The 24,404-nt window shown below is 68.5% G+C and carries 24 protein-coding genes and 5 pseudogenes; 8 read left to right on the top strand and 21 right to left on the bottom strand.

Annotated elements, in window-relative coordinates:
• Window positions 1-300: 300 nt before the first annotated feature.
• From ACIQ9G_RS09250 to ACIQ9G_RS09240, 3 genes are all read right to left on the bottom strand, one after another.
• Window positions 301-966, bottom strand: coding sequence for a nitroreductase (locus tag ACIQ9G_RS09250; RefSeq protein WP_403607675.1), 666 nt, complete (start codon window positions 964-966; stop codon window positions 301-303).
• A gap of 426 nt (window positions 967-1,392) precedes the next feature.
• Window positions 1,393-2,196, bottom strand: a complete 804-nt coding sequence (locus ACIQ9G_RS09245) for a transposase (RefSeq protein ID WP_403607939.1) — start codon at window positions 2,194-2,196, stop codon at window positions 1,393-1,395.
• A gap of 347 nt (window positions 2,197-2,543) precedes the next feature.
• Window positions 2,544-2,840 (bottom strand): GYD domain-containing protein, encoded by a 297-nt coding sequence (locus ACIQ9G_RS09240; protein WP_403607674.1) that lies wholly within the window; start codon window positions 2,838-2,840, stop codon window positions 2,544-2,546.
• Between the two features lie 436 nt (window positions 2,841-3,276).
• Here ACIQ9G_RS09240 and ACIQ9G_RS09235 point away from each other — a divergent pair.
• Together ACIQ9G_RS09235 and ACIQ9G_RS09230 are read left to right on the top strand one after the other, a co-directional pair.
• Window positions 3,277-3,508: pseudogene (locus tag ACIQ9G_RS09235) on the top strand (sensor histidine kinase); the annotation flags it as partial.
• 26 nt (window positions 3,509-3,534) lie between these two features.
• Window positions 3,535-4,122: pseudogene (locus tag ACIQ9G_RS09230) on the top strand (transposase family protein); the annotation flags it as partial.
• Here ACIQ9G_RS09230 and ACIQ9G_RS09225 read toward each other — a convergent pair.
• From ACIQ9G_RS09225 to ACIQ9G_RS09210, 4 genes and pseudogenes are all read right to left on the bottom strand, one after another.
• A pseudogene (locus tag ACIQ9G_RS09225) lies at window positions 4,090-4,524 on the bottom strand (transposase); the annotation flags it as partial. The pseudogenes ACIQ9G_RS09230 and ACIQ9G_RS09225 sit on opposite strands and share 33 nt — an antisense overlap.
• Before the next feature lie 163 nt (window positions 4,525-4,687).
• A complete protein-coding gene (locus ACIQ9G_RS09220; protein WP_403607673.1) occupies window positions 4,688-5,104 on the bottom strand; it encodes a hypothetical protein in 417 nt (138 codons plus the stop codon).
• 219 nt (window positions 5,105-5,323) lie between these two features.
• A complete protein-coding gene (locus ACIQ9G_RS09215; protein ID WP_403607672.1) occupies window positions 5,324-6,115 on the bottom strand; it encodes a class I SAM-dependent methyltransferase in 792 nt (263 codons plus the stop codon).
• An 84-nt stretch (window positions 6,116-6,199) separates the two neighbouring features.
• Window positions 6,200-6,562: a transposase gene (locus ACIQ9G_RS09210; RefSeq protein ID WP_403607671.1), complete on the bottom strand. Its 363-nt coding sequence runs from the start codon at window positions 6,560-6,562 to the stop codon at window positions 6,200-6,202.
• On the opposite strand from ACIQ9G_RS09210, the pseudogene ACIQ9G_RS09205 reads away from it, so the two are divergent.
• Window positions 6,483-7,237 (top strand): annotated as a pseudogene (locus ACIQ9G_RS09205) (helix-turn-helix domain-containing protein); the annotation flags it as partial. The gene ACIQ9G_RS09210 and the pseudogene ACIQ9G_RS09205 overlap by 80 nt on opposite strands.
• A gap of 11 nt (window positions 7,238-7,248) precedes the next feature.
• Here ACIQ9G_RS09205 and ACIQ9G_RS09200 read toward each other — a convergent pair.
• On the bottom strand, window positions 7,249-7,752 hold the full coding sequence (locus ACIQ9G_RS09200) for an AAA family ATPase (RefSeq protein ID WP_403607670.1): 504 nt from the start codon (window positions 7,750-7,752) through the stop codon (window positions 7,249-7,251).
• Window positions 7,753-8,082: 330 nt separating this feature from the next.
• Between ACIQ9G_RS09200 and ACIQ9G_RS09195 the strand changes: the two are divergent.
• Both ACIQ9G_RS09195 and ACIQ9G_RS09190 read left to right on the top strand, forming a co-directional pair.
• Window positions 8,083-8,348: pseudogene (locus tag ACIQ9G_RS09195) on the top strand (ISNCY family transposase); the annotation flags it as partial.
• 76 nt (window positions 8,349-8,424) lie between these two features.
• Window positions 8,425-9,663, top strand: coding sequence for a PP2C family protein-serine/threonine phosphatase (locus tag ACIQ9G_RS09190; protein ID WP_403607937.1), 1,239 nt, complete (start codon window positions 8,425-8,427; stop codon window positions 9,661-9,663).
• Window positions 9,664-9,891: 228 nt separating this feature from the next.
• On the opposite strand, the gene ACIQ9G_RS09185 is transcribed toward ACIQ9G_RS09190, so the two are convergent.
• From ACIQ9G_RS09185 to ACIQ9G_RS09135, 11 genes are all read right to left on the bottom strand, one after another.
• On the bottom strand, window positions 9,892-10,284 hold the full coding sequence (locus ACIQ9G_RS09185) for a DUF2267 domain-containing protein (protein ID WP_403607669.1): 393 nt from the start codon (window positions 10,282-10,284) through the stop codon (window positions 9,892-9,894).
• Between the two features lie 961 nt (window positions 10,285-11,245).
• A complete protein-coding gene (locus tag ACIQ9G_RS09180) occupies window positions 11,246-11,746 on the bottom strand; it encodes an Hsp20/alpha crystallin family protein (protein ID WP_069783395.1) in 501 nt (166 codons plus the stop codon).
• A gap of 48 nt (window positions 11,747-11,794) precedes the next feature.
• On the bottom strand, window positions 11,795-13,609 hold the full coding sequence (locus ACIQ9G_RS09175) for an FAD-dependent oxidoreductase (protein WP_403607668.1): 1,815 nt from the start codon (window positions 13,607-13,609) through the stop codon (window positions 11,795-11,797).
• Window positions 13,609-13,872 carry a UBP-type zinc finger domain-containing protein gene (locus tag ACIQ9G_RS09170; protein ID WP_364841485.1) on the bottom strand — a complete coding sequence of 88 codons (264 nt, stop codon included), beginning with the start codon at window positions 13,870-13,872 and terminating at the stop codon, window positions 13,609-13,611. Before ACIQ9G_RS09170 ends, ACIQ9G_RS09175 begins: the two co-directional genes overlap by 1 nt.
• 5 nt (window positions 13,873-13,877) lie before the next feature.
• The gene (gene trxA, locus ACIQ9G_RS09165) at window positions 13,878-14,324 is read right to left on the bottom strand and encodes a thioredoxin (protein ID WP_403607667.1); all 447 of its coding nucleotides are present in this window, start codon (window positions 14,322-14,324) and stop codon (window positions 13,878-13,880) included.
• A complete protein-coding gene (gene clpB / locus ACIQ9G_RS09160; RefSeq protein WP_403607666.1) occupies window positions 14,321-16,960 on the bottom strand; it encodes an ATP-dependent chaperone ClpB in 2,640 nt (879 codons plus the stop codon). Before clpB ends, trxA begins: the two co-directional genes overlap by 4 nt.
• A complete protein-coding gene (locus ACIQ9G_RS09155; protein ID WP_403607665.1) occupies window positions 16,951-17,325 on the bottom strand; it encodes a chaperone modulator CbpM in 375 nt (124 codons plus the stop codon). The genes clpB and ACIQ9G_RS09155 overlap by 10 nt, the downstream gene beginning before the upstream one ends.
• The gene (locus ACIQ9G_RS09150) at window positions 17,318-18,259 is read right to left on the bottom strand and encodes a DnaJ C-terminal domain-containing protein (RefSeq protein WP_403607664.1); all 942 of its coding nucleotides are present in this window, start codon (window positions 18,257-18,259) and stop codon (window positions 17,318-17,320) included. The genes ACIQ9G_RS09155 and ACIQ9G_RS09150 overlap by 8 nt, the downstream gene beginning before the upstream one ends.
• A 6-nt stretch (window positions 18,260-18,265) precedes the next feature.
• On the bottom strand, window positions 18,266-18,850 hold the full coding sequence (locus ACIQ9G_RS09145; RefSeq protein WP_356187069.1) for a nucleotide exchange factor GrpE: 585 nt from the start codon (window positions 18,848-18,850) through the stop codon (window positions 18,266-18,268).
• A 10-nt stretch (window positions 18,851-18,860) separates the two neighbouring features.
• Window positions 18,861-20,765 carry a molecular chaperone DnaK gene (gene dnaK, locus ACIQ9G_RS09140; protein WP_403607663.1) on the bottom strand — a complete coding sequence of 635 codons (1,905 nt, stop codon included), beginning with the start codon at window positions 20,763-20,765 and terminating at the stop codon, window positions 18,861-18,863.
• Between the two features lie 81 nt (window positions 20,766-20,846).
• Window positions 20,847-21,374: a general stress protein gene (locus ACIQ9G_RS09135; protein WP_403607662.1), complete on the bottom strand. Its 528-nt coding sequence runs from the start codon at window positions 21,372-21,374 to the stop codon at window positions 20,847-20,849.
• 628 nt (window positions 21,375-22,002) lie between these two features.
• Here ACIQ9G_RS09135 and ACIQ9G_RS09130 point away from each other — a divergent pair.
• The 3 genes from ACIQ9G_RS09130 (at window position 22,003) to ACIQ9G_RS09120 (ending at window position 23,272) form a co-directional block, all read left to right on the top strand.
• A complete protein-coding gene (locus ACIQ9G_RS09130; RefSeq protein ID WP_403607661.1) occupies window positions 22,003-22,665 on the top strand; it encodes an SDR family oxidoreductase in 663 nt (220 codons plus the stop codon).
• A gap of 84 nt (window positions 22,666-22,749) precedes the next feature.
• On the top strand, window positions 22,750-23,088 hold the full coding sequence (locus ACIQ9G_RS09125; protein WP_403607660.1) for a hypothetical protein: 339 nt from the start codon (window positions 22,750-22,752) through the stop codon (window positions 23,086-23,088).
• Between the two features lie 19 nt (window positions 23,089-23,107).
• The gene (locus ACIQ9G_RS09120; protein ID WP_403607659.1) at window positions 23,108-23,272 is read left to right on the top strand and encodes a hypothetical protein; all 165 of its coding nucleotides are present in this window, start codon (window positions 23,108-23,110) and stop codon (window positions 23,270-23,272) included.
• Between the two features lie 57 nt (window positions 23,273-23,329).
• On the opposite strand, the gene ACIQ9G_RS09115 is transcribed toward ACIQ9G_RS09120, so the two are convergent.
• Together ACIQ9G_RS09115 and ACIQ9G_RS09110 are read right to left on the bottom strand one after the other, a co-directional pair.
• Complete coding sequence (locus ACIQ9G_RS09115) at window positions 23,330-23,692, bottom strand: hypothetical protein (protein ID WP_403607658.1); 363 nt, start codon at window positions 23,690-23,692, stop codon at window positions 23,330-23,332.
• Window positions 23,693-23,721: 29 nt separating this feature from the next.
• On the bottom strand, window positions 23,722-24,381 hold the full coding sequence (locus ACIQ9G_RS09110) for a hypothetical protein (RefSeq protein ID WP_403607657.1): 660 nt from the start codon (window positions 24,379-24,381) through the stop codon (window positions 23,722-23,724).
• Between the last annotated feature and the right edge of the window lie 23 nt (window positions 24,382-24,404).

The raw sequence follows: 24,404 nt of genomic DNA, 5'->3' as shown, positions 1-24,404 counted from the left end.
AACTCTTGTCGAGTGCCGGATGGTCTGCAGGAACTCGCCAGATCCGTCATCGAGCATCCAAAATGACCATCCGTTTGGGTTTGGATTTGACGTCCGGCTTTGTAGTGCGCCACCGCCGCCCGGGCCGCCCCAGGGGGCGTCTTGCACCTTCGCCCGGCAAGCGGCCCCACGTGATGTCGATCCGCATCGTGTCCTGGTGACAACTGCCACGGGTGCGGTGACCTTCGGACGGCGTACGGGACAGGAGCCGGGGTGGGTGGTGGCTTAGACAGTGTCCTGTGGATCTTGACCACTCAGCGGTCACACTCCGATGAAGCTCACTGTCTCCGTCATGTCCGCCCGCCCCGTACGCAGCCGTGGCACGCTTTCCTTCTCGTATCCCACCGAGACGCCGCAGAAGAGCACGAGCCCGTCATCAGCTCCGACCGTCTGGCTGACAGCCTTGCGGTACATGGTCCACATCACCTGAGGGCAGCTGTGCAACCCTTCCGCCCTCAACAACAGCATGACCGTCTGCAAGTACATCCCCGCGTCCCCCCACTGTCCGGGCCCCATCATCCGGTCGAGGTAGCAGAAGAGGACGACCGGCGCCCCGAACGCCTCCGCGTTCAGGGCAGCGATCTTCTTGGGCCTGTCGGGGTCGTCTCGCTCGATTTCCAGGGCTTTGTACCGTTGGGCGGCCGCGGCGCAGAAGCGGTCCAGATACGGCGAAGTCAGTTCCGCCGGGTACATCGGATACTCCCGCTCATCGCCCAGGTCTCCCGCCAGTGCCCTGGCCGTCGCGCGCCTCTTCAGTTCGGCCAAGGGCTCGCCGCTCACGACATACACCCGCCACGGCTGGAGGTTCCCACTCGACGGCGCCCGCGTCGCTGCGGTCAGCACTCGTTCGAGTATCTCCCTGGATACGGGCTCGTCGCTGAACGCCCGCACAGCCCGGCGACTATCCACGGCCTCATACACATCCACGTCTTCGTGTCCTCTCGCTCAACCAGGCCCCACACCGTATTCGGCGGTCAGCGATGGACAGCGCCCCGCCACTCAGTCCAGTCGTTGATGCAGCGGCCCGGCGGTCAGAGGGCGGCGTTGACGTCTGACATCAGCAACTGACGCCAACACTGGCGAACAGGGTCGGACGGGTGCGATCCCCAGCAGTCATGACACCGGCGCCAGGCTCGCTTTCCCCCTACTACCTCGGGGGGGGTCGTGATCGACCGGTATAGAGCTACGGATCAGAAGGCCGGCCGGACGCTGAGAGCTGGGAAGGGGGGGTCGGAGCTGCACGAAGCCCTGGAGCCATCAGGCTCGGGGGGCCTCTTCTGAGCCACCCCCCCCTTGGCCGCCATGCCCCTGTCGGCGACGCGTGAATCGTGACCCACATCCGACGCTTGGGTTCTAAGGTGGATTCGCATGATCGTCGCAACGTTGCAGGCTCATGGTGCCAGAGCGGCAGCGAATGCCTGGGCAGGGGTCTGCCAACTCAGTGTTTTGCGGGGTCGGTTGTTCAGCCGGTACTCCATGCTGCGTAGATCGTCCACGGTGTAGAGGGCCAGGTTCGTGCGCTTGGGCAGGTACTGGCGGAGAAGGCCGTTGGTGTTCTCGTTCGTGCTTACGCGTCAGAGTCCTGCTCAGGCCGCCTTTCGCACCTTGGTAGAGGGCTCGGTAGATGGTCTCGTGGCACAGGTGCCGCTCCGGCTGGCCAGGCCAGCGGGTCCGCAGGTGGGAAGCGATCTGTTCCGGGCTCCACTCCAGCTCCAGCTTGGACTGCACCTCGGCCCGCAGCTCAGGATCCGTGGCCAGCTTGGCGCGTCTGGGACGTCCGGCTCGCTCACGGCAGCGGTGATGAGCCAGGTCAGCGTCGTACCGGCCGTAGTCGTGCGGGCGCCTGTTGCGGCGCAGCTCCCGGCTGACCGTCGATGGTGCCCGTCCGAGGAGCCCGGCTGTCTCCCGGATCGTCAGGCCGCGCTCCCGCAACGCGGCGATCCGGCGGCATTCCAACAGCGACAGATACCTGCCTGAGCGGGAGGACTCCGGGAGACAGTCCGGCCTCAGGCCGCGGTTCTCCGCCCGCCACCGGTAGCCCGTCTTGCGCCCGATACCGAGTTGTCTGCACGCCTCGACGCTGCCCACCCCGGCGGCCAGAAGTCGCCAGTACTCGGCTTCGAGTTCCAGTCTGCGCTTGCGTCCCCGCCTCGCCATCAACACTCCAACAATGATCAAGGAATGTTGCGACAAGCGTTAGAACCCAAGCGTCCGCTACTGGTCCACTTTTCAGCCGTCGCCGATAGAAGCCGCGCAGCGTCTTCCAGGTGGGTCATCCCGAGGTGAGTGTCCAACTGCGTGACAACGCAGGCGAACAACGGCGGACAAGCCCGGACGTCTACGGACCATCAGCGCAGGTGAGCGGCACACCAGCCCAAGCCCAAGCGCTCACCCAAGTTTCTTCGGGACGAAGAGTCGCGTGCGACAGACGGGGCCGACGCAGGCGTCAGCCCGGCTGCTGAGCTGGCTCGCCGAACGCCGTCACTCGCACTGTGTGCTGGTCGTCAGCCAGCCGCCTTGGCGATGATGCGCTCCATCTCCTCTCGGCCGAAGGCCCGCAGCGTCGTGGACCGAATGTTGCCCACCCCACCAAGCTGCAGGAGTGCTGCCGTGGCAGTTTCGTCGTCGGGCGCCTCGACGACGGCCACGAGGTCGTACGGACCGACGGTCCAATAGATGCTCAGGAGCTTCGCCCCAAGCTTCTGTGCCGCTGAGCCGAAGGTCTCGGCGCGCTTCGCGCTGTCTTTGTAATTTCGGACCCCTTGATCAGTCCAGTTCAGCAAGGCCACGTAGATCGGCATGTTTTCCCACCTTCACGAGGAGACACATCGCGAGGTCAAGCCTTGGCACATGGGCCACAACCCGCACGAGATACGCACCCGAACGAGTACGAGCGACCACAGGCATCGAGGGGCGTGACGACGAGAGTCGTCCCAGGGTGATCCGCATGCTCCACGGCGTAGGTACACGGCGACCAGCAGAGGCGCTGGCCGTAGGTGGGCCTGCGTCGCAGCTGCCAGCGGTAGGTCGTGCCGTCGACGAATATGTGTCGTGATCCCTTGCGGCCCAGTGCCATGTCTCCTCCTCGTCGCGGCATGCTGGCGGAGGCGCGGTGCGACGCGCGGGCCGTTTCTGGGCGTGCGAAGTCACCCAACGCCGGCCAACAACGACAGAAGCCCACGGCATCCGACCAGGTCAGAGTCGTGGGCTTCCTCAGTCTTGCTGGTCAGCGAGACCGAGGCCCAGTCCCGCATCTTCGAACCGTTCCAGCGCTACGGCGACTCCCCGCGCGGCGCCGGCGTGGGCTAGGCCTCGCGGTCGCCCGCGGCTTTGCTGAGGCCATCGGCGGCACCGCACCCTCAGCGCCGAGGACACCCCCGGCGGCGGCCTCACCATGGTCCTCACCCTGCCGACGGCACCCCAACGCTGCCCAGAGGTGCCTGATCGCGTCTCCGGTGTCACGTCATGAGCAGCCGGGCCTCCTTGTCGCCCCGGGCACAGATCGCTGCCGGATTCGGGATCAGCGAGTCCACCGCCCACGCCTACATCAGCGCGATCATCCACTTGCCCGCCGAACGCGCGCCGGGTCTGCTGAAGGTCCTGCGCGAGGCCGACCCCGACTTTGTCCTGCTGGACGGCCCCCTCGCCGAGTGTGGCCCGGCGACTCACGCGGACTACTCCCACAAGCACCGCCGGCACGGAGTGAACCTGCAGCTTGTCACCGATCCGGGCGGTCGGCTGCTGTGGCTCTCACCCGCGCTTCCGGGCCGGGCTCACGACCTGACCGCCGCCCGTACCCACCGGATCACCCGTCTCTGAGAGCGCCAGGGTGTCCCCTTCCTGGCCGATCTCGCCGACTAGGGCGGCGGCCCCTGGCTGACCACGGGCATCAAACGCAAGCCCCTGCAGGAACTCACCCCCACCGAGAAGACCGTCAACCGGGCCCTGGCCGCGGCACGGGCACCGGTCTATCGCGGCGTCGCCCGCCTGAAGTCCTGGCGGATCTTCCGCAGATCTCGATGCAGTCCAAACCGCACGCAGCACCTGCTCGGCCCGGCAGCACTCCGGATCAGCAGTCCACGAACGCGGCACGTACAGCTCACGGTCCACCGCCGCGTGTCCGCGGCGACCTGCGTAGACGAGGTAGACGGCGACCTGCGCGTTTTCGATCCTCCCGGCAGTTCCGGTGTACTGGCGCTGGACGCCGACGGTGTGCGTGCCCTTCTTCACGTCCCCGGTCTCGTCGACCACCAGCACCGCGTCCTCGTCTCGCCGATGTTCCAGCACGTACTCGCGCACGTCATCGCGCACAGAGTCGGCGTCCCCCTTGGCCCGGCCGAGCAGGTGCTGCGTACCCTCTGGACTGGCCTGTCCGGCCCACTCGGCGGTCGTCCAGCAGTTCTTGCGCGGCAGGTCCGACAGCAGCCCCAGCACCAAGTCCCGTACCCGACGGCGGGGTTCAACCCGTGCAAACCGGCCCGCTATCCGGACATCAGGACCTCGAACGACTCGTGCCGTTGGGCAGGGTCTACGCCGTGAGCTGCGACCACCTCATGATCTTCAGTATTCACACACCGATGATCACCGGTGGCCGCACCACTCTGTGTCCTGCCCAACCCCGGGCGCTCTCACCGACGACACCGGGCCTTCACGTTGGAGTGGAGGTCTTGTTCACCTTCTTGGCCCGCACCTTCGTGCGCCCGACTCGCCAAAGAATCACCGGCACTCCCACGGCCAAGGCCCCCTCGACTGCCGCCAGAATCAAGAATCCTCGGGTGGCACCCGCAGACAGGGTGATCCCCAAGGCAATGGCAGCACCGACAGAGAAACCCAACGACGGCCGCCAGTCGTCGGTACGGATCACCATCCAGCCCAGCGGCGGGACTGAAAGAGCCGCGATGACACCGACGACCGAATACCAGCCGTAGCCGTCCGGCGCCTCACACGCCGCACCTCGGCTGTTGTAAACCCAATCGCACCCGCCCTCGACAACCCCGGTCATCCCCCAGCCGAACGCGACAGCGAAGCACAGCCCATAAAGGGCTCCCCACCTCTTGCTGTTCATGCCCGGATCCTACTGGGGGACATCTCGGTTGACCTTTTCGACGGCCTCACCCGGTACCTGGCCGGGGCTCCAGGGCTTACGCCTGGACCGCCAGCAGCGTGCGGCGAACAACGTTCGCCAACCACCACATCTACGTATGGGGGCTCAGCGAAGTCAGTGGGGGTCGGGCTGGCACAGCGCTCCACTTGGCCATGCGAAGACACGGCCGTCTCGGCTGGGTCAGCCCGGCTTGACCGCCAGCGTCGCAAAATAGTGCGACATGTATTGAGCGGATGCGTTGGATTGGTGCGGCGCTTCCGCGAAGCCGGTGAGGACGAACCCCGCGGCGAGTTGCCCGCCGATCTGGTCGGTGAGGGTGTGGCTGTATTCAAGAGGGGCATCCGCGCCGAACTTCGTGGCGCGTTCCTCGGCGGAGTACTGCGTGACATCGCTGTAGGGCAGCTTGTGCACGACGATCAGCTCGCCGCGCTCGTCGAGCTCCTCGTGGTCGAACAAGTACACATCAGGGTTGAGGAAGCCCACGAGCAGAGTTCCGCCCGGTCGCAGGGCGCGGAAGCACTCACGCCACACCGCTGCCAAGTCTGGTACGAACAGGTTAGAGACCGGATGGAATACGACGTCGAATGTTGCGTCGCCGAAGGCGCTGAGGTCGCGCATGTCACCCAGGACGGTGCGCAGCTCGAGTCCGTCGCGCGCCGCCACCATCTGGTCCTGGCCGAGCTGGCGGGGCGAGTTGTCGAACACGGTGACCCGCGCCCCTGCGGCGGCGAGGATCGGACCCTGCTGGCCACCGCCGGAGGCCAGACACAACACGTCCTTGCCGGTCAGGTCCGCCGGCAGCCAGGAGCGGTCGACTGGCTCATGCCCGATGAGAACAATCGACCAGTCGCCCATGCGGGCGCGCTCGACATCCTCAGCACTCACCGGCCTCGACCACTCGCTGCCCTCTTGGACACACTTGTCCCAGGCTGCCCGATTGTGGGCAACGGGGTCGACAACACTGTCCTGCACGTGCAACTCCCTGCTACAGCCTAGCGGATACCTGCGGTACTGACAGTTCAGTGCCGCTAGCCAACACGATTGCAGGGCGCGGACTCAACGAAATTGGCGGTCGAGGCATCCACGGGTGGTCGCGCAGCGGGTGCGTAAGCGCTGGTTGCCGGGGTTGCGGAAGCAGTAGGCGTCGCGGGCGATTGTCTTGATGACCCGGTTGGTGCCTTCGGAGCCAGCGTTGGTGATCCCAGTGTGCAGGAACGCAAGGATCTCTGGCCACCATGTCTCGACGGTTGTGGCTAGTGTTGTGATCGCATAGGTTCGCCGGGTTGGTGGTCCAGGCGGTTGGATGTGCGGTGATGTCCGTCCGACTGCTGGGGGTGTGGTGGCTGAGCCTGTCCGTGTGCGCAGGTTGACCGACCAGGAAGGGCAGAAGCTGCAGCAGATCGTGCGCCGGGGCAGCACCAGTTCGGTGCGCTACCGGCGCGCGATGATGCTGCTGGCCTCGGCCGGCGGGAACCGGGTCCCGGTGATCGCGAAGCTGGTGCAGGCCGACGAGGACACCGTCCGCGATGTGATCCACCGGTTCAAGGAGATCGGCTTGGCCTGCTTGGACCCTCGGTGGGCGGGAGGCCGTCCCCGCCTGCTCAGTGCTGATGACGAGGACTTCGTCGTCCTGACGGCCACCACCCGCCCGACCAAGCTCGGCCAGCCCTTCACCCGCTGGTCCATCCGCAAACTCGCCGCTTACCTGCGCCGTGTTCACGGCCGCGTGATCCGGATCAGCCGCGAGGCGTTACGGTGCCTGCTCTCCCACCGCGGCGTCACCTTCCAACGCACCAAGACATGGAAGGAGTCGCCCGACCCCGAGCGCGATGCCAAGCTGGACCGCATCGAGGAGGTCCTGGACCGCTTCCCCGACCGGGTGTTCGCGTTCGACGAGTTCGGGCCGCTCGGCATCCGGCCCACCGGCGGAGTCGGCTGGGCTCCCGCCGGTCACCCCGAGCGGCACCCCGCGACCTACCACCGACTCACGGTGTCCGGTACTTCCACGGCTGCTACTCGGTCGGCGACGACACCCTGTGGGGCATCAACCGCAGGAAGAAGGGTGCCGCGAACACCCTGGCCGGGCTGAGGTCAGCTTGAGGTCCTCAAACCGAGGACTGCAAGACGACCTGCTCACCCTCTCCGTTCGGTTCCTCGAAGTTGGCTAGATAGCGGCTGAACAGCGTCTTGTCCACGGTGACGGAGTTAGCGCCTTCCTCGCCGTTCCGTACTTCGAGGCGATGCTCCAGCGTCGTCCGATCGGCCTTGAGGTGGACCAGTTCCCAACGGCAGCCGTGGTTCTCGATCAGCACCTTGTAATCATCACGGGCGGCACGACTCCAGAAGCTGTAGTCCACCACCACATCGCGCCCGGCCAGCATCAGCTCGACCAGTTGTTGCCGTTGCTCGCGGCGGACCTCTTCCTTGAGCTGGTCGAACGCCTCCGCCTCCAGCACCAGGCCGGCGTCGCGCTGCCCGAGTCGTTGCCAGACCACCTCGTCAATCGAGAGCCGAACGTAACCGCGTCGCACCAGTTCCATCGCGTAGGTGGTCTTGCCCGCTCCCGGAAGCCCACACATCAGCACCACTGTGCTCAATTGCTGCGTCACGGAGCCAGGTTAGACCCGATAAGCAAGCCCTCCTCTGGCGACAAGGGTGCCGCAGGGAAAGGACCCCACCGCAGCCGGCCGACCCGGCGAACCTATGCGGTCAGGGCACTAACGGAGACAGGGCTGCGACGCACGCTGGCCTTTTGCTGACCTGAGGGGCCTCTATCATGCCCCTGACTTGAGCAAACGTGCGCGACGCCCGTGAAGAATCCCCAGACCCAGCCCTGGGGACGAGGCCGAGCCGTCTTCAACCTCCTGCTGTGAGTGGCGACCGGACCAGGGGGTGCGAACCACGCCCGAACAGCGGCCAGCAGCGCCAGACGGTCCAGAGCCCGCGCTACAGCACCTCGTCCACCTCGAGCTCGTCCTGCGGTGGGGTGCAACGCCCGAGGCGCGCTGGGCAAACAGCCCTGGGGGCGGCTGACGCACTTGGTCGGTGAGCTGGCCGAGACCGTGGCGGGCACCCGCCGACTGCTGGAGCAGACCGCTGTGCTCTTCCGGGCATCCGCACGATCCCCGACCGGCTGGTGTCGTCAGCCGATCCCGATGCCCGACCGATCCGCAAGGGCAAGCCCCAGCATGCCAGGCTGATCGGCCCACATCTCGGATGTCGGAGAGCTCAAATTGTGGCGGCTCGATCTCGCTGGGATCATCGAAGGCGTGGACAGGAACATGTCCGTCGGGTCCGGTGAGCGGCTGCTGGAGGAACTGGTCAGAGCAGCCCAGTTGGCATCACCTGCGGAACTGCCCGTGGTCCTGAACCGGTATGCCGAGGCCATGGGTCTGGGCAGGGCCGTCATCTATCTGGCCGACATCCAGCAAAGACTGCTGGTGCCGCTTGTCGAAAGCGAGCCGGAACTGGAGCTCGACACTTCGCTGGCCGGATGGGCCTACCGCACCGACTCTGTCCGAGTGGAAGAGGGCTTCTCCGGCGGGCTGAACGTATGGCTCCCTCTGGCCGACGGAGCGGAGCGGCTGGGCGTCGTGGAGCTGAACGTGAGCACCCTGGACGGGCTCAAGCTACGGCGCTGTCGAACGACGGCGCTGCTCCTCGCACTGATCATCACATCCAAGCGCACCTACAGCGACACCATCGCGCAGCGCATGCGTACCAAGCCGATGCACCTGCCCACGGAGATGGTGAGGGCTTTTCTCCCTCCCCGGTCGATCGGCACCGGGCGGGTATTTTCGACGGCGGTTCTGGAGCCTGCGTACGAACTGGGCGGCGATGCTTTCGACCATGCGTTCACCGAGGACGTTCTGCACGCCACAATCCTTGACGGCATGGGGCACAACCTGGCGTCCGGACTTGCCACCTCTGTCGCCATGGCAGGCTGCCGTAACGCCCGGCGCAGCGGGGCAGACCTGAACGAACTCGCGGGCACCGTGGACGAGGCGCTGGCGAAGTGGCTTCCGGAGCAGTTCTGCACGGGTGTCTTCGCCCAGTTGCACATGCCCACCGGCGTGCTGCGCTGGTGCAACTGCGGCCACCCGCCCCCGTTGCTCATCCGTCGCCACCGCCTGCTCCACAATGCCTTGGAGCGGCCACCTGAGCCTCCTTTGGGTCTGCCCGCCAGTCTCGCCGGGACCACTCGTCAGGTGCACGACGTCAGCCTCGAACCCGGTGACCGAATACTGCTCTACTCAGACGGCGTCGTAGAGTCACGCGACGAGGCAGGCGAAGAGTTCGGCCTGGCACGCTTCACCGACTACATCATCCGGTCGACCGCAGCGGGGCAGAGCGCTCCGGAAGTGCTGCGCCTGCTCATCCATGCAATCCTCGAGCATCGGCACAACAAACTCAGCGACGACGCCACGATCTTGATGTTCGAGTGGCAGCCCCCTGATCCGTATCCGCAAGAGCCGGAGAGCGCAGCCGTGGCGCCGGTACTCCGAGGACGCAGACGCTGACTCATGCGGCATTGCGCCGGGTTGAGATCCCCCACACACTCCGTGCCTCCCGCAGTTCGGCGGGCGCCCGGCGGATCACACCGGTCACTCCGTCGTTCAGCCGGGCATGGCGGTGTCCGAGGATGGTGAGCTGATCAAGCAGTCCTACTCTCAATGGGGCGCCAACCTTGACCACTCCGGCAGCAGAACCACGGTCATCACGCTCGGCAACCACCGCGGCTCACTGTCTCAGTCCGCGAGGTCGGCCTTGCCGAACAGGACCGCGTAACTGGAGGGGAGTTGGCTGATGATCTGATTCAGCTCTCCGCCGGTGACAGCGTCGGCAACAGTGGTCAGGACCGCGCTGGCGTCCCACTGCGCCGTACGCGGCCGGGCATGGGTGCGCTCGGCGACCCGGCGGTAGAACTCTTCGATCCCGAAGCCTCGCGCCTGCTGCGGCGCGGCATGGTCCAGAACTTGTCGCAGCGGGCCGGGCATCTGGGATGCGAGGTCCTTGACCTCTCCCGGGCTGATCCGTTGGGCCAGGACTTCCAGCACGGCGTTGGTGACGTCCGCGGCTTCGTCCTGGTCTTTGTATTCGCCTCGCTCGCGCACACGGGCGAGGAATCCGTCGTATTTCATAGCTGCCTTCCTTCTGCCCACGGCGGAAGCGCCCTGGGCCCCAGGGACGGCCGCCCACGGCCTGTTCGAGTCGGTCGCGGCTCTTCGGGCCGGCTTCTGGGAGCGCGTGGGCGGTCTGTTCGATCTCGTCGTCGAGGCGTTGTTCGGCCACGGCGGACGTACGTCTTGCCGTGCCCGCGGTGCCGGCCACCCCCGGCGAGTACAGGGTGCTACCCGGTCCGGTGCCCGGGCAGTAGCGGCGGGCTCCGGCGCGCTCCCACTCCCGGCGGCGGGCGGTGCGGCCGGCGATCCGCAGTTCCCGCTCGTGCGCGGCCTGCCGGATGTGCGCGGGCCGGAGGCAATCTCGCGCATCCTGTGGCGCGGGCTCGTTGCGCCAGGCTGCCTCGGTCTCCTCGGCGGTGAGCGGGCCGGGCAATGTTCTCCAGGGACTGTTGGCCTGGACACAGGAATCAGCTCGACCACGGCAGCCGGTCAAGCCGGGCGGGGACCTTGGTCGTGACGACACCTAGCTCGGCGGCGGTGGTCATGCCATGCCTCTCCGTTCGCGACTATATGCCTACCTGAAGAGGGACAGAACAGGCCGAACTGGACCGGTCCGCGTAGCGTGCTCTTCCGTGCTGCACTGCCACCTTCTGGGACACCGTTATCGCCTTCTCCATGAGGTCCACCCGATGCTCTGACACTGCGCGCGGATTGCGGAGCGGAGGGAAGCAAGCGATATCGCACGGCCCATGACGCCGAGCGTTACGCACGGGCATTCGACCGCGAGACCTGGCGGACATGGGCCGACGAGCACCGCTAATTCCGCTCCCCCTTCGGCTGCGGCGCACCTGGCGTCTGCGGCGCCGAAAGGAAGCCGGTGGGGAGCCACGTAGCGCGTCTCCGCCGCCGTGAGGGGTGTCGAGCTTCGCCGGCCCGGCCGCAGTGCCGGATGGGTGCCCGGAACCGCGGCGCTCGCGTCTCAGCCGCTGCTCTCGGTGCTTTCACTCGTCTCGGTGATCTCGACGTGTCGCGGCTTTGCGACGTCGGCCTTGGGGACGGTGATGCTGAGCACTCCGTCCTGCATCTCAGCCTTGATCTTGTGGGTGTCCAGTTCTCCGGGCAGCCGCAAACGGTACTCGAAGGCGCCGACGCGGCGGGTGCTGCGGCGCAGGACACCCTTGCGCTCCCGCTCCTTGATCTCTCCGGTTACCACGAGTTCGGGACCGTTGGCCTCTACGTCAATGTCCTTGCTCTTCACTCCGGGGAGTTCGATCTCTATGTGGAACGCGTCCTCGGACTCCGACACGTCCGCAAGAGGCGTCCACGCAACCGCGGGTGCCGCGCCCACCGTCGACTCCAGCAGGCCGCTCATCTGGTTGAGCAGTTCGTCGAACTCGACCAGGGGATTGACAGGGGTGGGTGCCCAGACGGGCCTTTCCTGCAGTCCGCCACCGCGGTGGCGCCGGACGGGCATGGCCATCGCCATCGCCTCCATCTTCCTTCTCGTGATCTCATCGCCCGCCCTGTGTCATGCGAGCCATGCGGACTCCTTGTGACGTATGCGTGGGGAGACGTCCGAGCCGCCCGCGGCAGCGGACGTGCCCGTGGTGCCGGGTGCGGCCGAGTGCCCCAGGTGCCGGTGCACGAAATGGATGGCCATCGCGCCCTCACCGGCCGCCGAGGCCACCCGCTTCACCGAGCCGCTACGGACGTCCCCGGCCGCGAAGACCCCGGGCAGGCTGGTCTCCAGGGTCATGCACGAGCGCCCGCGGCCGTGCCACACCTCGGGGTGGACGCAGGCTTCCTGGGCCTCCGGCCCGGTGAGGACGAAGCCGCGGGAGTCGAGGGCGATGGTGCCGGCGAGCCACTCGGTGTGGGGGTCGGCGCCGGTGAAGACGAACAGGCTCCGTACCACGAGCCGGCGGTGCCCGCCCGTGCGGTTGTCGACCACGTCGAGCTCCTCCAGTATCTCCTGGCCGATCACCTCGGTGACCTCGGTGTGCAGCATGACCTCCACCCGCGGATGTCCCGCTACCTGGTCGACCAGGTAGCGGGACATGTTGGCCTCCAGGCTGGGTCCTCGGACCAGCAGGTGCACCTTCGGCGCGTACTCGGCGAGGAACAGCACCGCCTGGCCCGCCGAGTTGCCCCCGCCGACGACGGCCACCGGGTCGGTGCGGCACTGCTGGGCCTCGTAGACCGTCGCCGAGTAGTGCACGCTCGTTCCCTCCAGGCGTTCGATACCGGGCACCTGGAGCCGACGGTAGTGGGCACCCGTGGCCAGGACGACGGCGCGGGCGGCGATCTCGCTGCCGTCGGCGAACGCCACCACGTAGTGGTCCTCGTCCTTGGGATGGAGACCGGTCGCCTCCACCGGAATGCTGATCCTGGCGCCGAACTTGTCGGCCTGGAGCACGGCGCGTTCGGCGAGTTCGGCGCCGGAGATGCCGGAAGGGAAGCCGAGCAGATTCTCGATGCGGGACGACGTGCCGGCCTGACCGCCGGTGGCCATCGCCTCCACCACCGTGGTGCTCAGGCCCTCGGAGGCGGCGTACACCGCGGCAGCGAGGCCGGCGGGTCCGGAGCCGACGATGAGGACGTCGCCGTGACGGTCTCCGGCAGGCAGTGCCGGCAGGCCGATGAGCCGGGCCAGTTCCGCGTTGCTGGGGTTGCGCAACAGGGTGGTGTCCCGCCAGATGACCAGTGGTGTCTCCTCCGGGCTGACGCCGAAGCGGCGCAGCAGCTCCTCGGCCTCATCGTCGGTCTCCAGGTCGATCCACCGGTGCGGCAGCCGGTTGCGGACGGCGAACTCGCGCAGCCGCCTGGTGTCGGGCGAGTAGCGCGAGCCGACGATGCGGAAGCCGGCCCCCTGTCCGACGAGCAGCGCGCGACGGCCCAGACAGGCGCGCAGCACGACGTCCCCGATGCTGGAGTCCTGGGACACCAGGTGGCGCAACTGGTCCAAGGGGACGACGAGGACCTCGCCCGGCTCCCTGGCGACAGCGGTGTAGAAGGCCACCTGTCCGTGCAGCAGCCCGAGTTCGCCGATGAAGCGACCGGGGCCGTGCACGCGCAGCAGGTGCTCCTCGGGAGTGCCGTAGTCCTCGACGACGGCGACGGAACCGCTGAGGACGACGTAGAACGTCTCGCAGCGCTCCCCCTCCCGGATCAGCACGTCGTTCGCAGCCATGCTCCGGCGTTCCCCGTGCTCCGCCAGACGTGCTATCTGGTCCTCCGTAAGGCGCGGATACGCGCCGTAGACGTCCGGGGTCTCCCAGAAGGCGGCCTCGTCCGTTTCCTCCGGGACCGGTTCTTCGCCCGGCAGCGACTGGTCGCCGGACATCAGACGAACGCCTCGTGAACGTAGCACCAGCGCCATTCCTCGCCGGGCTGGAACGACTGGACGATCGGATGGGCGACGGCGGCTGCGTGCCTGCGCGCGTGCTTGTTCGGCGAGGAGTCGCAGCAGCCGACGTGCCCGCAGGTCAGGCAGAGCCTCAGGTGGACCCACGGGGAGCCGAGCAGCAGACACTCCTGACACCCTTCTGGGGTCAGCGGCTGGACCGGCCGGACAAGCGCGAGGTGGGGGTCTGCGTGCAGGGTCATCCGGATCACCCTTTCCGGGCGGTGAGCGACTGTTCCACCCACTGGCGCAGAGCGGGGGCGGGCGCCGCCCCCGCCTGCCGGGCGACCGTCTCGCCCTGGTCGAGGATCAGCAGTGTCGGTACCGCCTGGACCTCGAAACGCTGCGACAATCGTGGGTTCTTGTCGACGTCGACCTTGACGAGTTTGATTCGGCCGGCGAGGTCGGTGGCGACCTTCTCCAGCGCTGGGCTGACCATGCGGCAGGGGCCGCACCAGGTGGCCCACAGGTCGACCACGACGGGGACGTCGGCCCGCTCGGCCACCTCGGCGAAGTCGTCGTCGCCCGCGTCCACCATCCACGGTAGGGGCTGCTTGCAGTGGCCGCACTTGGGGCGGCCCTCCGCGGCCGCGGGCACCCGGTTGGTGCGCCCGCAGTTCGGACACTTGACGGTCGTTGCCTGCATCGTGCTCATGCCGCCCGCGCTCCCTTCACTCCCTCGGGCCGGTCGTAGGTGACCACCAGTTCCCCGGCCTCGGCGTCGACGCGGACCGTGGCGCCTTCCTGGACGTCGCCGCGCAGCAGGGCGCGCCCGACCATTGTCTCGACCTCGTGGGAGATGTAGCGGCGCAGCGGCCGGGCCCCGTACACCGGGTCGTAGCCCTGGTGGGCGATCAGCTCCCGGGCGGCGTCGGTGAGTTCGACGGTGATGCGGCGTTCGGCGAGACGGCGGCGCAGCTCGTCGAACTGCAGCTCCACGATGCGTTCGATCTGCCGCTCACCGAGTGGCTTGAACAGCACGATGTCGTCGACGCGGTTGAGGAACTCCGGGCGGAAGTGCCCGCGCAGCTCGCCCATCACCAGGGCGCGGGCGTCCGGCTTGATCTCACCCTCGGCGGTGGCGCCGTCGAGGAGGTGCTCGGAGCCGATGTTGGACGTCATGATGATGACGGTGTTGCGGAAGTCGACGGTGCGGCCCTGGGCATCGGTGATGCGGCCGTCGTCGAGGATCTGCAGCAGGGTGTTGAAGACATCGGTGTGCGCCTTCTCGATCTCGTCGAACAGCACCACCGAGTACGGCTTGCGGCGTACGGCCTCGGTGAGCTGACCGCCTTCCTCGTAGCCGACGTATCCGGGCGGTGCGCCCATGAGCCGGCTGACAGTGTGCCGCTCCTGGTACTCGCTCATGTCGAGGCGCACCATGTTCTCCTCGGAGTCGAACAGGGCCCGGGCGAGGGTCTTGGCCAGCTCGGTCTTCCCGACGCCGGTGGGGCCGAGGAAGATGAACGAGCCGATGGGGCGGCGAGGGTCGCGGATGCCGGAGCGGGCGCGGATGATGGCGTCGGCAACGAGCTTGACGGCCTCGTCCTGGCCGATGACGCGCTCGCGCAGGATCTCATCGAGGCGCAGCAGCTTCTCGCGTTCGCCCTCCTGGAGACGGGCGACGGGCACGCCGGTCCAGGCGGCGACGATCTCGGCGATCTCCTCCTCGGTGACGACCTCGCGCAGCAGCCGGTTCTGCCCTTGCTTGGCGGCCAGTTGCTCCTCCTCTGCGGCGAGCCGGCGCTCCAGTTCCTGGAGGCGGCCGTAGCGGAGTTCGGCGGCTCGGTTGAGGTCGTAGGCGCGTTCGGCCTCCTCCGCTTCGTGGCGGACCTGCTCCAGTTCCTGGCGCAGTTCCTGCACGCGGCGGATCGCCTGCCGCTCGGCCTCCCACTGGGCGCGTTTGGCGTCGGCCTCGCCGCGCAGGTCGGCCAGTTCCCTGCGCAGCTCCTCCAGGCGGGCTTTGCTGGCGGGGTCGGTCTCCTTGGACAGGGCCGCCTCCTCGATCTCCAGACGGGTGACGCGACGGGTGATCTCGTCCAGTTCGGCGGGCATCGAGTCGATCTCGGTACGCAGCCGGGCGCACGCCTCGTCGACGAGGTCGATGGCCTTGTCGGGCAGGAACCGGTCGGTGATGTAGCGGTGGCTGAGGGTGGCCGCGGAGACCAGCGCGGTGTCCTGGATCTTCACGCCGTGGAAGACCTCCAGGCGTTCGCGCAGTCCGCGCAGGATGGAGATGGTGTCCTCCACGCTCGGCTCGTCGACCAGGACCTGCTGGAAGCGGCGTTCGAGGGCGGCGTCCTTCTCGATGTGCTTGCGGTACTCGTCGAGGGTGGTGGCACCGATCATGTGCAGTTCGCCGCGGGCGAGCATCGGCTTGAGCATGTTGCCCGCGTCCATGGCCCCTTCGGCGGCGCCCGCGCCGACGACGGTGTGCAGTTCGTCGACGAAGAGCAGGATGCGTCCTTGGGCGGCCTTCACCTCGGACAGCACGGCCTTGAGGCGTTCCTCGAACTCGCCGCGGTACTTGGCGCCGGCGACCAGGGAGCCCATGTCGAGGGCGAACACCGTCTTGTCTCGCAGGCCCTCGGGTACGTCACCGCGGACGATGCGCTGGGCGAGGCCCTCGACGATGGCGGTCTTGCCGACGCCGGGGTCGCCGATGAGGACGGGGTTGTTCTTGGTCTTGCGGCTGAGGATCTGGGTGACGCGGCGGATCTCGGCGTCCCGGCCGATGACCGGGTCCAGCCGCCCGGACCGGGCCTCGAGGACCAGGTCGCGGCCGTACTTCTCCAGAGCCTCGTAGGCCACTTCGGGGTTGGCTGAGGTGACCCGCTGGTGGCCGCGGACCTGGGTGAGCGCGCTCAGGAACGACTCGCGGGTCACGCCGTGCTCCTTGAGCAGGCGTCCGGCGGCGGTGGACGAGCCCTCCTCGGCCAGGGCGAGCAGGAGGTGCTCCACGGACACGTACTCGTCCTTGAGGCGTTTGGCCTCCCGCTCGGCCGCATCGAGCAGGCGGGACAGGCGCTGAGTGACGAAGACCTGGCCGGGTGCCGCGCCGGGACCGGTGACCTTCGGGCGGCGGGAGAGTTCCTCGCGCACGGCAGCGCGCAGCTCCTTCGGCTCGGTGCCGGCCTGTTGCAGCAACCGTGGGATCAGACCGTCCTCCTGATCGAGAAGCGCGAGCAGCAGGTGTTCCCCGTCGACCTCGGTCTGCCCCATGCGGACGGCCGCGGTCTGGGCCTCCTGGAGGGCTTCCTGGGACTTCTGGGTGAGACGGTTCATGTCCATGGGGGTGTTTCACTCCTCGTACCGGCGCGGCGCAGGGCGGCTTCGAGCATGCTGATGCGGTCCAGCAGGTCGAGCACCAGGCCGATGGATGCGTAGTTGAGGCACAGCCCGGTGCGCAGCCGCTGGACGCGGGCGAGGGCGGCCGGTGCCGTGGCTTCGAACACCAGGCCTCCGGAGGCGTCGCGCTCGGCCTCGACCAGGCCCAGAGCGACGAACCGGCGGATGAGGTCGGGATGGACGCCGGAGCGGCGAGCCACGGTCTGCAGGGAGAGCCTGGGCACCGGCACGATCGCGTACCGGACACGTGCCGGCGCGGGAGCTGTCAGCCGAGACGCCTGGCGCGCCCCGACGCGTGGGTCACTCATCGTGCCTCCTGGGGTCGAACGAGGAGACGGCGGCGAGCTCCTCGAAAAGTGCGCGCTCCCGGTCGCTGAGCCTGGACGGCACCATGATCCGGAGCTCGGCGTAGAGGTCGCCGTTCGTGCCGCGCGGGTTCGGCATGCCCTCACCGCGCAGCCGCAGCCGCCGGCCGCTGGACGAGCCCGCGGGCACGCTCACCTTCGCCGTCGCCCCGCTCGGCGTGGGCACCGGAACCGTCGCACCCAGCGCGGCCTCCCAGGGGGTGACCGGAAGCTGCACGTACACGTCCCGGCCGTCGAGGCGGAACTGGGGGTGCGGCTGGATCCGCACCCGCAGGTACAGGTCCCCCGCGGGGGCGTCACCACCGCCCCGGCCGCCCTCGCCCGCCAGGCGGATACGCTGCCCGTCGGTGACACCCGGTGGCACGTCGACCTCGTACCGCCGCGGCTGCCCGGAGGGCCCGGCAAGGGTGACGGTGCGGCGGCCTCCGCGGTAGGCCTCCTCGACAGTGAGCGGCAGTTCGGCCTCCTGGTCGGCTCCGGGGACACGCACCCGTCCGGCGCCCCCGAAGAACGAGCCGAACAGGTCGTCGACGTCGACGCCCTCCGCGCCGAAGCCGCTGGTGGCATACCGGACCCGGGGGCCGCCCCCGGTGGACCAGCGGAAGCCGCCGCCGGGTCCCGCGCCGGCACCGACCCGCTCCTCCCAGTCCTCGGGGACCTTCCGGAAGTCCTCGCCGAAGCGGTCGTAACGGCCCCGCTGGTTCGGGTCGGACAGGACACTGAAGGCCTCGTTGATCTCCTTGAACCGCTCCTCCGCCGCGGGGTCCTTGTTGACGTCGGGGTGGTACTTGCGGGCCAGCTTGCGGTACGCCCGCTGGATCTCGTCCTTGTCGGCGTCTCGCGGGACCCCGAGAACCTCGTAGAAGTCGCGTGCCATGGCCGCTCACTCCCGCTTGGCGACGGTCACGGCGGCCGGCCTCAGCTGCCGCTCGGCCTCGCCGTAGCCGGGGCGCAGCACCTGCGCCACGGTGTTCGGTTCTGCGTCGGGGTCCTGGACCACGCCGACGACCTCGTGCCGGGAGGGGTCGAACGGGACGCCGGTCTCGGCGTGACGCTCGTAACCAAGGCGTTCGAGGATGGACACGGCCTGGTCGCGCACGGCGCGAACCCCCTCGACGATCGCCCCGGGGTCGGAGCCCGCGTGGTTCAGGGCCAGTTCGAGGTTGTCGATGACGGGAAGAAAGGCCGCGGCCGTGCGGGCGCGTTCGGCCGCGCGCTCCCGGTCCAGTTCCCTGGCATGTCGCTTGCGCAGGTTGTCCAGATCGGCGAGAGCACGCCGCCAGCGGTCCTCGACCTCTTTCAGCGCGGCCGCGTACTCGTCCTCGCCCCCTGCCGGACCGGTGGCCGCGTCCGGCCCCGGTTCGGCCTCCGTGGTCGGCGGCGCGGGCTCGGGCAGGTGGCCCTGCGGCGGTTGTGCGGCGCCTTCGGGCGGTGGGTCGGACGATCGGTCCTGGGGAGGGATCGGCATGGCGGATACCTCAGCCCTTGTCGAACTCGGCGTCGATCACGTCTTCGTCGGCGCCTGCACCGCCCTGCCCGGAGCCGTCCGGCCCGGTGGTGTCCGACGGACCACTCGCCGCCGCGGCTTCGGCCTGGTGGGCGGCGAGCCCGGCGTAGACCTGCTGGAGTTCGGAGATCAGCGGCCTGACCTTGTCGACTCCGGCCTCGTTCTTGACCGCGTCGCGGGCCTCTGCCACCAGCATCTCGGCGCGCGCCTTTTCGTGCGCGGGCGCGGAGTCGGCCAGTTCGTTCAGACGCTTTTCGACCTGATAGGCGATCGCGTCGAGTTCGTTGCGGGCGTCCACGGCCTCGCGGAGTGCCTGGTCCTGGCCCCGGTTGCTTTCGGCCTCCTGGACCATGCGTTCGACCTCGCTCCGGTCCAGGTTGGAGCTCTCGCTGATGGTGATGCTCTGTTCCTTGCCGGTGTCCTTGTCGCGCGCGCTGACGTTGAGGATGCCGTTGGCGTCGATGTCGAAGGTGACCTCGATCTGCGGTTCGCCCCGCGGCGCCGGCCGGATGTCGGTGAGCTGGAACCGGCCGAGGACCCGGTTGTCGGCGGCCCGCTCGCGCTCGCCCTGGAGGACGACGATGTCGACGGCCGGCTGGTTGTCCTCGGCGGTGGAGAAGGTCTCGCTGCGGCGCACCGGGATGGTGGTGTTCCGCTCGATGATCTTCGTCATCACTCCGCCGCGCGTCTCCACTCCCAGCGACAGCGGGGTGACGTCGAGCAGCAGGACGTCCTTGACCTCACCCTTGAGCACCCCGGCCTGGATGGCGGCGCCCAGCGCCACCACCTCATCGGGGTTGACGCTCATGTTGGGTTCCTTGCCGCCGGTCAGCCGACGCACGAGGGCCTGGACAGCGGGGATACGGGTGGAGCCGCCGACGAGGATTACCTCGTCGATGTCGTTGTCGCTGACCTTGGCGTCGTCCATGGCCTGCTGGACCGGACCGAGGCAGCGCTCCACCAGATCTCCGGTGATCTGCTCGAACGTGGACCGCATGATCGAGTCGGTGAGATGCTTGGGCCCGGACGCGTCGGCGGTGATGAACGGCAGGCTGACCTGGGTCTGGGTGACGGAGCTGAGCTCGGTCTTGGCCTTCTCCGCCGCCTCGAACAGGCGTTGCAGCGCCTGCGGGTCCTTGCGCAGGTCGATGCCGTTCTCCTTCTGGAAGTCGTCCGCGAGGTAGTCGACCAGACGCCGGTCGAAGTCGTCGCCGCCCAGATGGCTGTCACCCGCCGTGGAACGCACCTCGACCACGCCGTCGCCGACATCGAGGATGCTCACGTCGAAGGTGCCGCCGCCCAGGTCGAAGACCAGGACGGTCTCGTGCTGCTTCTTGTCCATGCCGTACGCGAGGGCGGCCGCCGTCGGCTCGTTGATGATTCGCAGCACTTCCAGTCCCGCGATCCGTCCGGCGTCACGGGTGGCGGTGCGCTGGGCGTCGTTGAAGTAGGCGGGCACCGTGATGACCGCCTCCGTGACCCGTTCCCCCAGCTGCTTGGAGGCGTCGTCGGCGAGTTTGCGCAGCACCAGGGCGCTGATCTCCTCAGGCGCGTACAGCTTGTCACGCACCTTGAAGCGGGCCTCGCCGTTGTCTCCCGGGACGACGTCATAGGCGACGGCCTTGGCCTCGTCGGGGATCTCGTCGAAGTGCCGGCCGATGAACCGCTTGGCCGAGTAGATGGTGCCCTTGGGGTTGAGGATCGCCTGGCGCCGGGCCAGCTGGCCCACCAGACGTTCCCCGGTGTCGGTGAAGGCCACCACGGAGGGTGTCGTGCGGCTGCCCTCGCTGTTGGGCACGACGGACGGCTCGCCGCCCTCCCACACGGCGATCACCGAGTTGGTGGTGCCCAGGTCGATGCCCACTGCCTTGGCCATGAGGAACTCCTTCCGCAGCGGTCGACGTCCGTCGGCGACCGTTCATCCTCCGGGCCCTGTCCGCCCGGCTTCGAAACTCGTTCAGCTGGGGGCGGGGTCGCCGCGCGGGCGCCGGCCCCTGGAGGAGGCGCTCTCCGTGTTCGCGCCGGCCCTGCCGTCCAGCCCGGCGACCAGCCGGACGGCCTCATCGGCGACGTCCTCGTCCGCCACGACGTCGTACCGGCTGGGCTCCATCGAGCGGACCGAGGCGAAGTCCCGGCGGCCGCCCTGGGCCGCGTGCAACAGCACGCCGAGCAGCGCACCGACGACCGCTCCGAAGATCAGCCCGTACAGGGCGAGGAGCAGACCGGAGACGACCGGATTCAGCCAGTTCAGCAGCCCGAAGATCCAGCCGACGAGCACGCCGGGCAGCGCTCCGGTGGCTGCGCCGTGGAGGGCGGCCTCGCCGTACCCCATTCGACCGATCACCTGTTCGACCAGGCGCATGTCCCGACCGATGATCGCCACCTTCTGGACGGGAAAGCCCTGGTCGGCGAGGTGATCGACGGCACGTTCGGCTTCCTGGTACGTCGAGTACGAGGCAACGGCCCTGCGGGCCTGCTCGCTCATGGCCACTCCTTCCGCCGACGGACCGCCGAGCGGTCCCGACAGGCCCCAGAGTGGCTGTTCGCCCGGTCACCCCGCCTGCGCCCAGCGGGTCGAAAAGTGGCACCGGCGGTCGGTCTGCGAGGACAGGAGGCGGGACGACGATGCGGGCTCGCGGCGGGGTGCCTCAGGGATGTGCTTCTCGGAAGCCCAGAGGAAACCGGGTTGATTGCATGGGCGACCGTCAGGGACTCTCTCCCCGCTTCGACGCTCAGGAGGCGGGCAGCACCCGGGACACCACCGTGCCCCGATGACACTGTGCCACCTCCTTCGACGGCACGAACGAGCGGGAGATCCCTTCGCAGGTCGCTGCCCTCGGGCCATACCGCGCCGAGGCCGGCCTTCTGTCGAAGGACGACGCGTTGGTCGGCGCCGCCGGATCCGCGGACGCGCCGAACCGAGGCCGAGGTGCAACCGCGGAAGCTGGCGAACGGCCCCGTGATCGGGCCGGTCGCTGCACCGCTCTGGCCCGGTGGTCTCGCGCACCAGCGCGGTGCGCGAGTGCGCCGACTTTAGGGCAACCGCGGGACCCGACCTGCCGCGGCAGTCCCGCAGCCCGGCGTGAGCGGTCGCGTGTGGCAAGAATGACCCCATGCACATTGTGATCGCGGGTGGACACGGAAAGATCGCGCGCCGGCTGACCCGGCTGCTCTCGGCGCGCGGCGACAACGTCACAGGGCTGATCCGCAACCCGGACCACGCCGACGACCTGCGCGCGGACGGCGCGGAACCGGTGGTGTGCGACCTGGAGCACGCCTCGGTGGACGAGGTGGCCGGCCAACTTCGCGGCGCAGACGCGGCACTGTTCGCCGCGGGCGCCGGACCGGGCAGCGGCGCGGCCCGCAAGCAGACGGTGGACCGGAACGCGGCCATCCTCCTCGCCGACGCGGCCGAGCGCGCCGGGACGCGCCGCTTCCTGGTGATCTCCGCGATGGGCGTGGACAGCCCGCCGCCGCCCGGCACCGACCCGGTGTTCGCCGCCTACCTGAAGGCCAAGGGTGAGGCTGACGCCGACATCACCTCCCGTCCGGGACTGGACTGGACGATTCTGCGCCCGGGGATGCTGACCGACGACCCCGGTAGCGGCCGTGTCACGCTCGCCGAGCACACCGACCGCGGCCAGGTGCCGCGCGATGACGTGGCTGCGGTGCTCGCCGCCCTGCTCCACGAGCCCAGGACCGCCGGGCGCATCCTCGAGCTGATCAGCGGGTCCACCCCGGTCGAGGAGGCGGTGCGCGCCGTGGCCGGCGGCTGACGCCGCACTCCGCCCTCGCCCGGGTGCGGGTAATGACTCACACCCGGCCACTTTCAAAAGGCGCTGCGCAGCGAGGCCGACACGGTGTTCCGCAAGCTGAGGGCCATCGCCGCGCCGAGCGGTACACCCTTCGAGCACCAGTCGACCGGGTACGCCTTCGGGTACGTCGAGGCGATGTTGGAGAAGGGGCACGTCGAGGAGGCCCGGGACAAGCTGGACTGGCTGAAGAACGCCTTGGCGCGCACCGGGCACACGAGGCGCGGTGTCCCATACGTGGGCGGCCCGTACGACAGCGGCCACAACCCCGACGGCGAGATCGACGCTGTCCGGCCGGGATCGCCTCTCTGGACGACGCTGGATTGCCGTTCGCACGGTGAGGTCGCAGACGTTCCACCACGGCCTGAGAGGGGAGGATGGACGTGAGCGACAAAGGAGGCCCGTCATGAAATCCCGAGCCCCGGATTACGACGCCTGGTACTCCCGCACACCCTCGCAGGCCGAGGGCGAGCGGGACGAGACGGGCGAGGGTACCGCAACGGAACAGCACCCGGACGTCCCCCGGAGCGAGCCATCCCAGGCGGAGGGCGAGCGGGGCGACGATACCTAGCGCCACTGGACGACCCGTCGCCGGGGGCTGGGTGAGGGTACACGTTTTCCGGCGCTGTCACCGGTTCCCGGCCCGCCTGCCGTCCAGCAGTCCGTGCAGGTGCGCGGCGGCGTTCTCGATGTCCACGTATTTCTGCTGTCCGGCGCGTACCTCGGCAGAGAGCACACCGCAGCGGTGGACGCGCTCGAAATCGCCGTAGGGGAACTTGTACCGGCCCTTGGTCTCCTCTCCCATCTCGTCATCGATGCCCAGGTACCACGCGGCGTACTCGTTGAATCCGTGCTCCTCGAGGTAGGCATTCTCGTCCGCTGCGGAAGGCCGGTGCTCGCTCCACTCGTCCCGGTCGTCCAAGACGATCCGGCCCTCTTCGGCCAGTTTCTTTGCGTGGTTGAACGCCCTCGCGTTCAGTTTCACCGTCATGCCGTTCACCGTCCCATCGACAGTCGTGTTCAGATGTCGGCTTCTGCCGCCCGGACATCCTGCCGAGCCTGCCCCATCAGCTCGTTCAAGTCGCCGACCTCAGGATTGAGTTCCCGCGCGCGCGGCGCGATCTGCTGCAGCCATGCCGCAGTGGCCAGGGCCAGTTCGACGGCCTCCCGGGTCCGCTCCTCGCCGAGCAGTTCCTCGACCTTGAAAGCAATGCTCGCGAGCGTGTCGTCATCGGTGGCGGGCACCAAGTAGGGCTCCAGGCCCGGCGGATACGGTGTCCGCTCCCGGTACTCACGCATCGCGGTCACGACCGCGGGCACCGCGCTGTACGTGTCGAGGAGGCCCATGAAGACGTACAGGCGGGCCACCAGCCGTGGCAGGCCGGGGTGCCGATCCAGCCAGGCCACCAGCTCGCGCTGATCACCGATGTGGTCCATGATCTGCGACATCTCCTCCGCGACCCGGTGGGGCCAGGTCCAGTGGAAGGGCAGCAGCCGCGCCACCTGGTGGGCGAGCGCCGCCTCGCCCACCGCGTCCAGCGTGCCGGCGACGAATTCGGTGACCTGCCTGTGGTCCAGTCCGTAGTCGGCCGGCGCCGCCCGGTCCTGTGAGCTCTGTGACGAGTCGTGGCGCAGACGCAACAGCTGTGTGCCGATCTTGCTCAGAGTCCGGTTCCGCATTGTTCCTCCCAGCTCGCGATGTG

Source organism: Streptomyces sp. NPDC096152 (genome assembly GCF_044763235.1).
Classification (GTDB): domain Bacteria; phylum Actinomycetota; class Actinomycetes; order Streptomycetales; family Streptomycetaceae; genus Streptomyces.
Note: the sequence above shows the minus strand (reverse complement) of the source record. Positions and strands in the feature narration are given on the sequence as shown.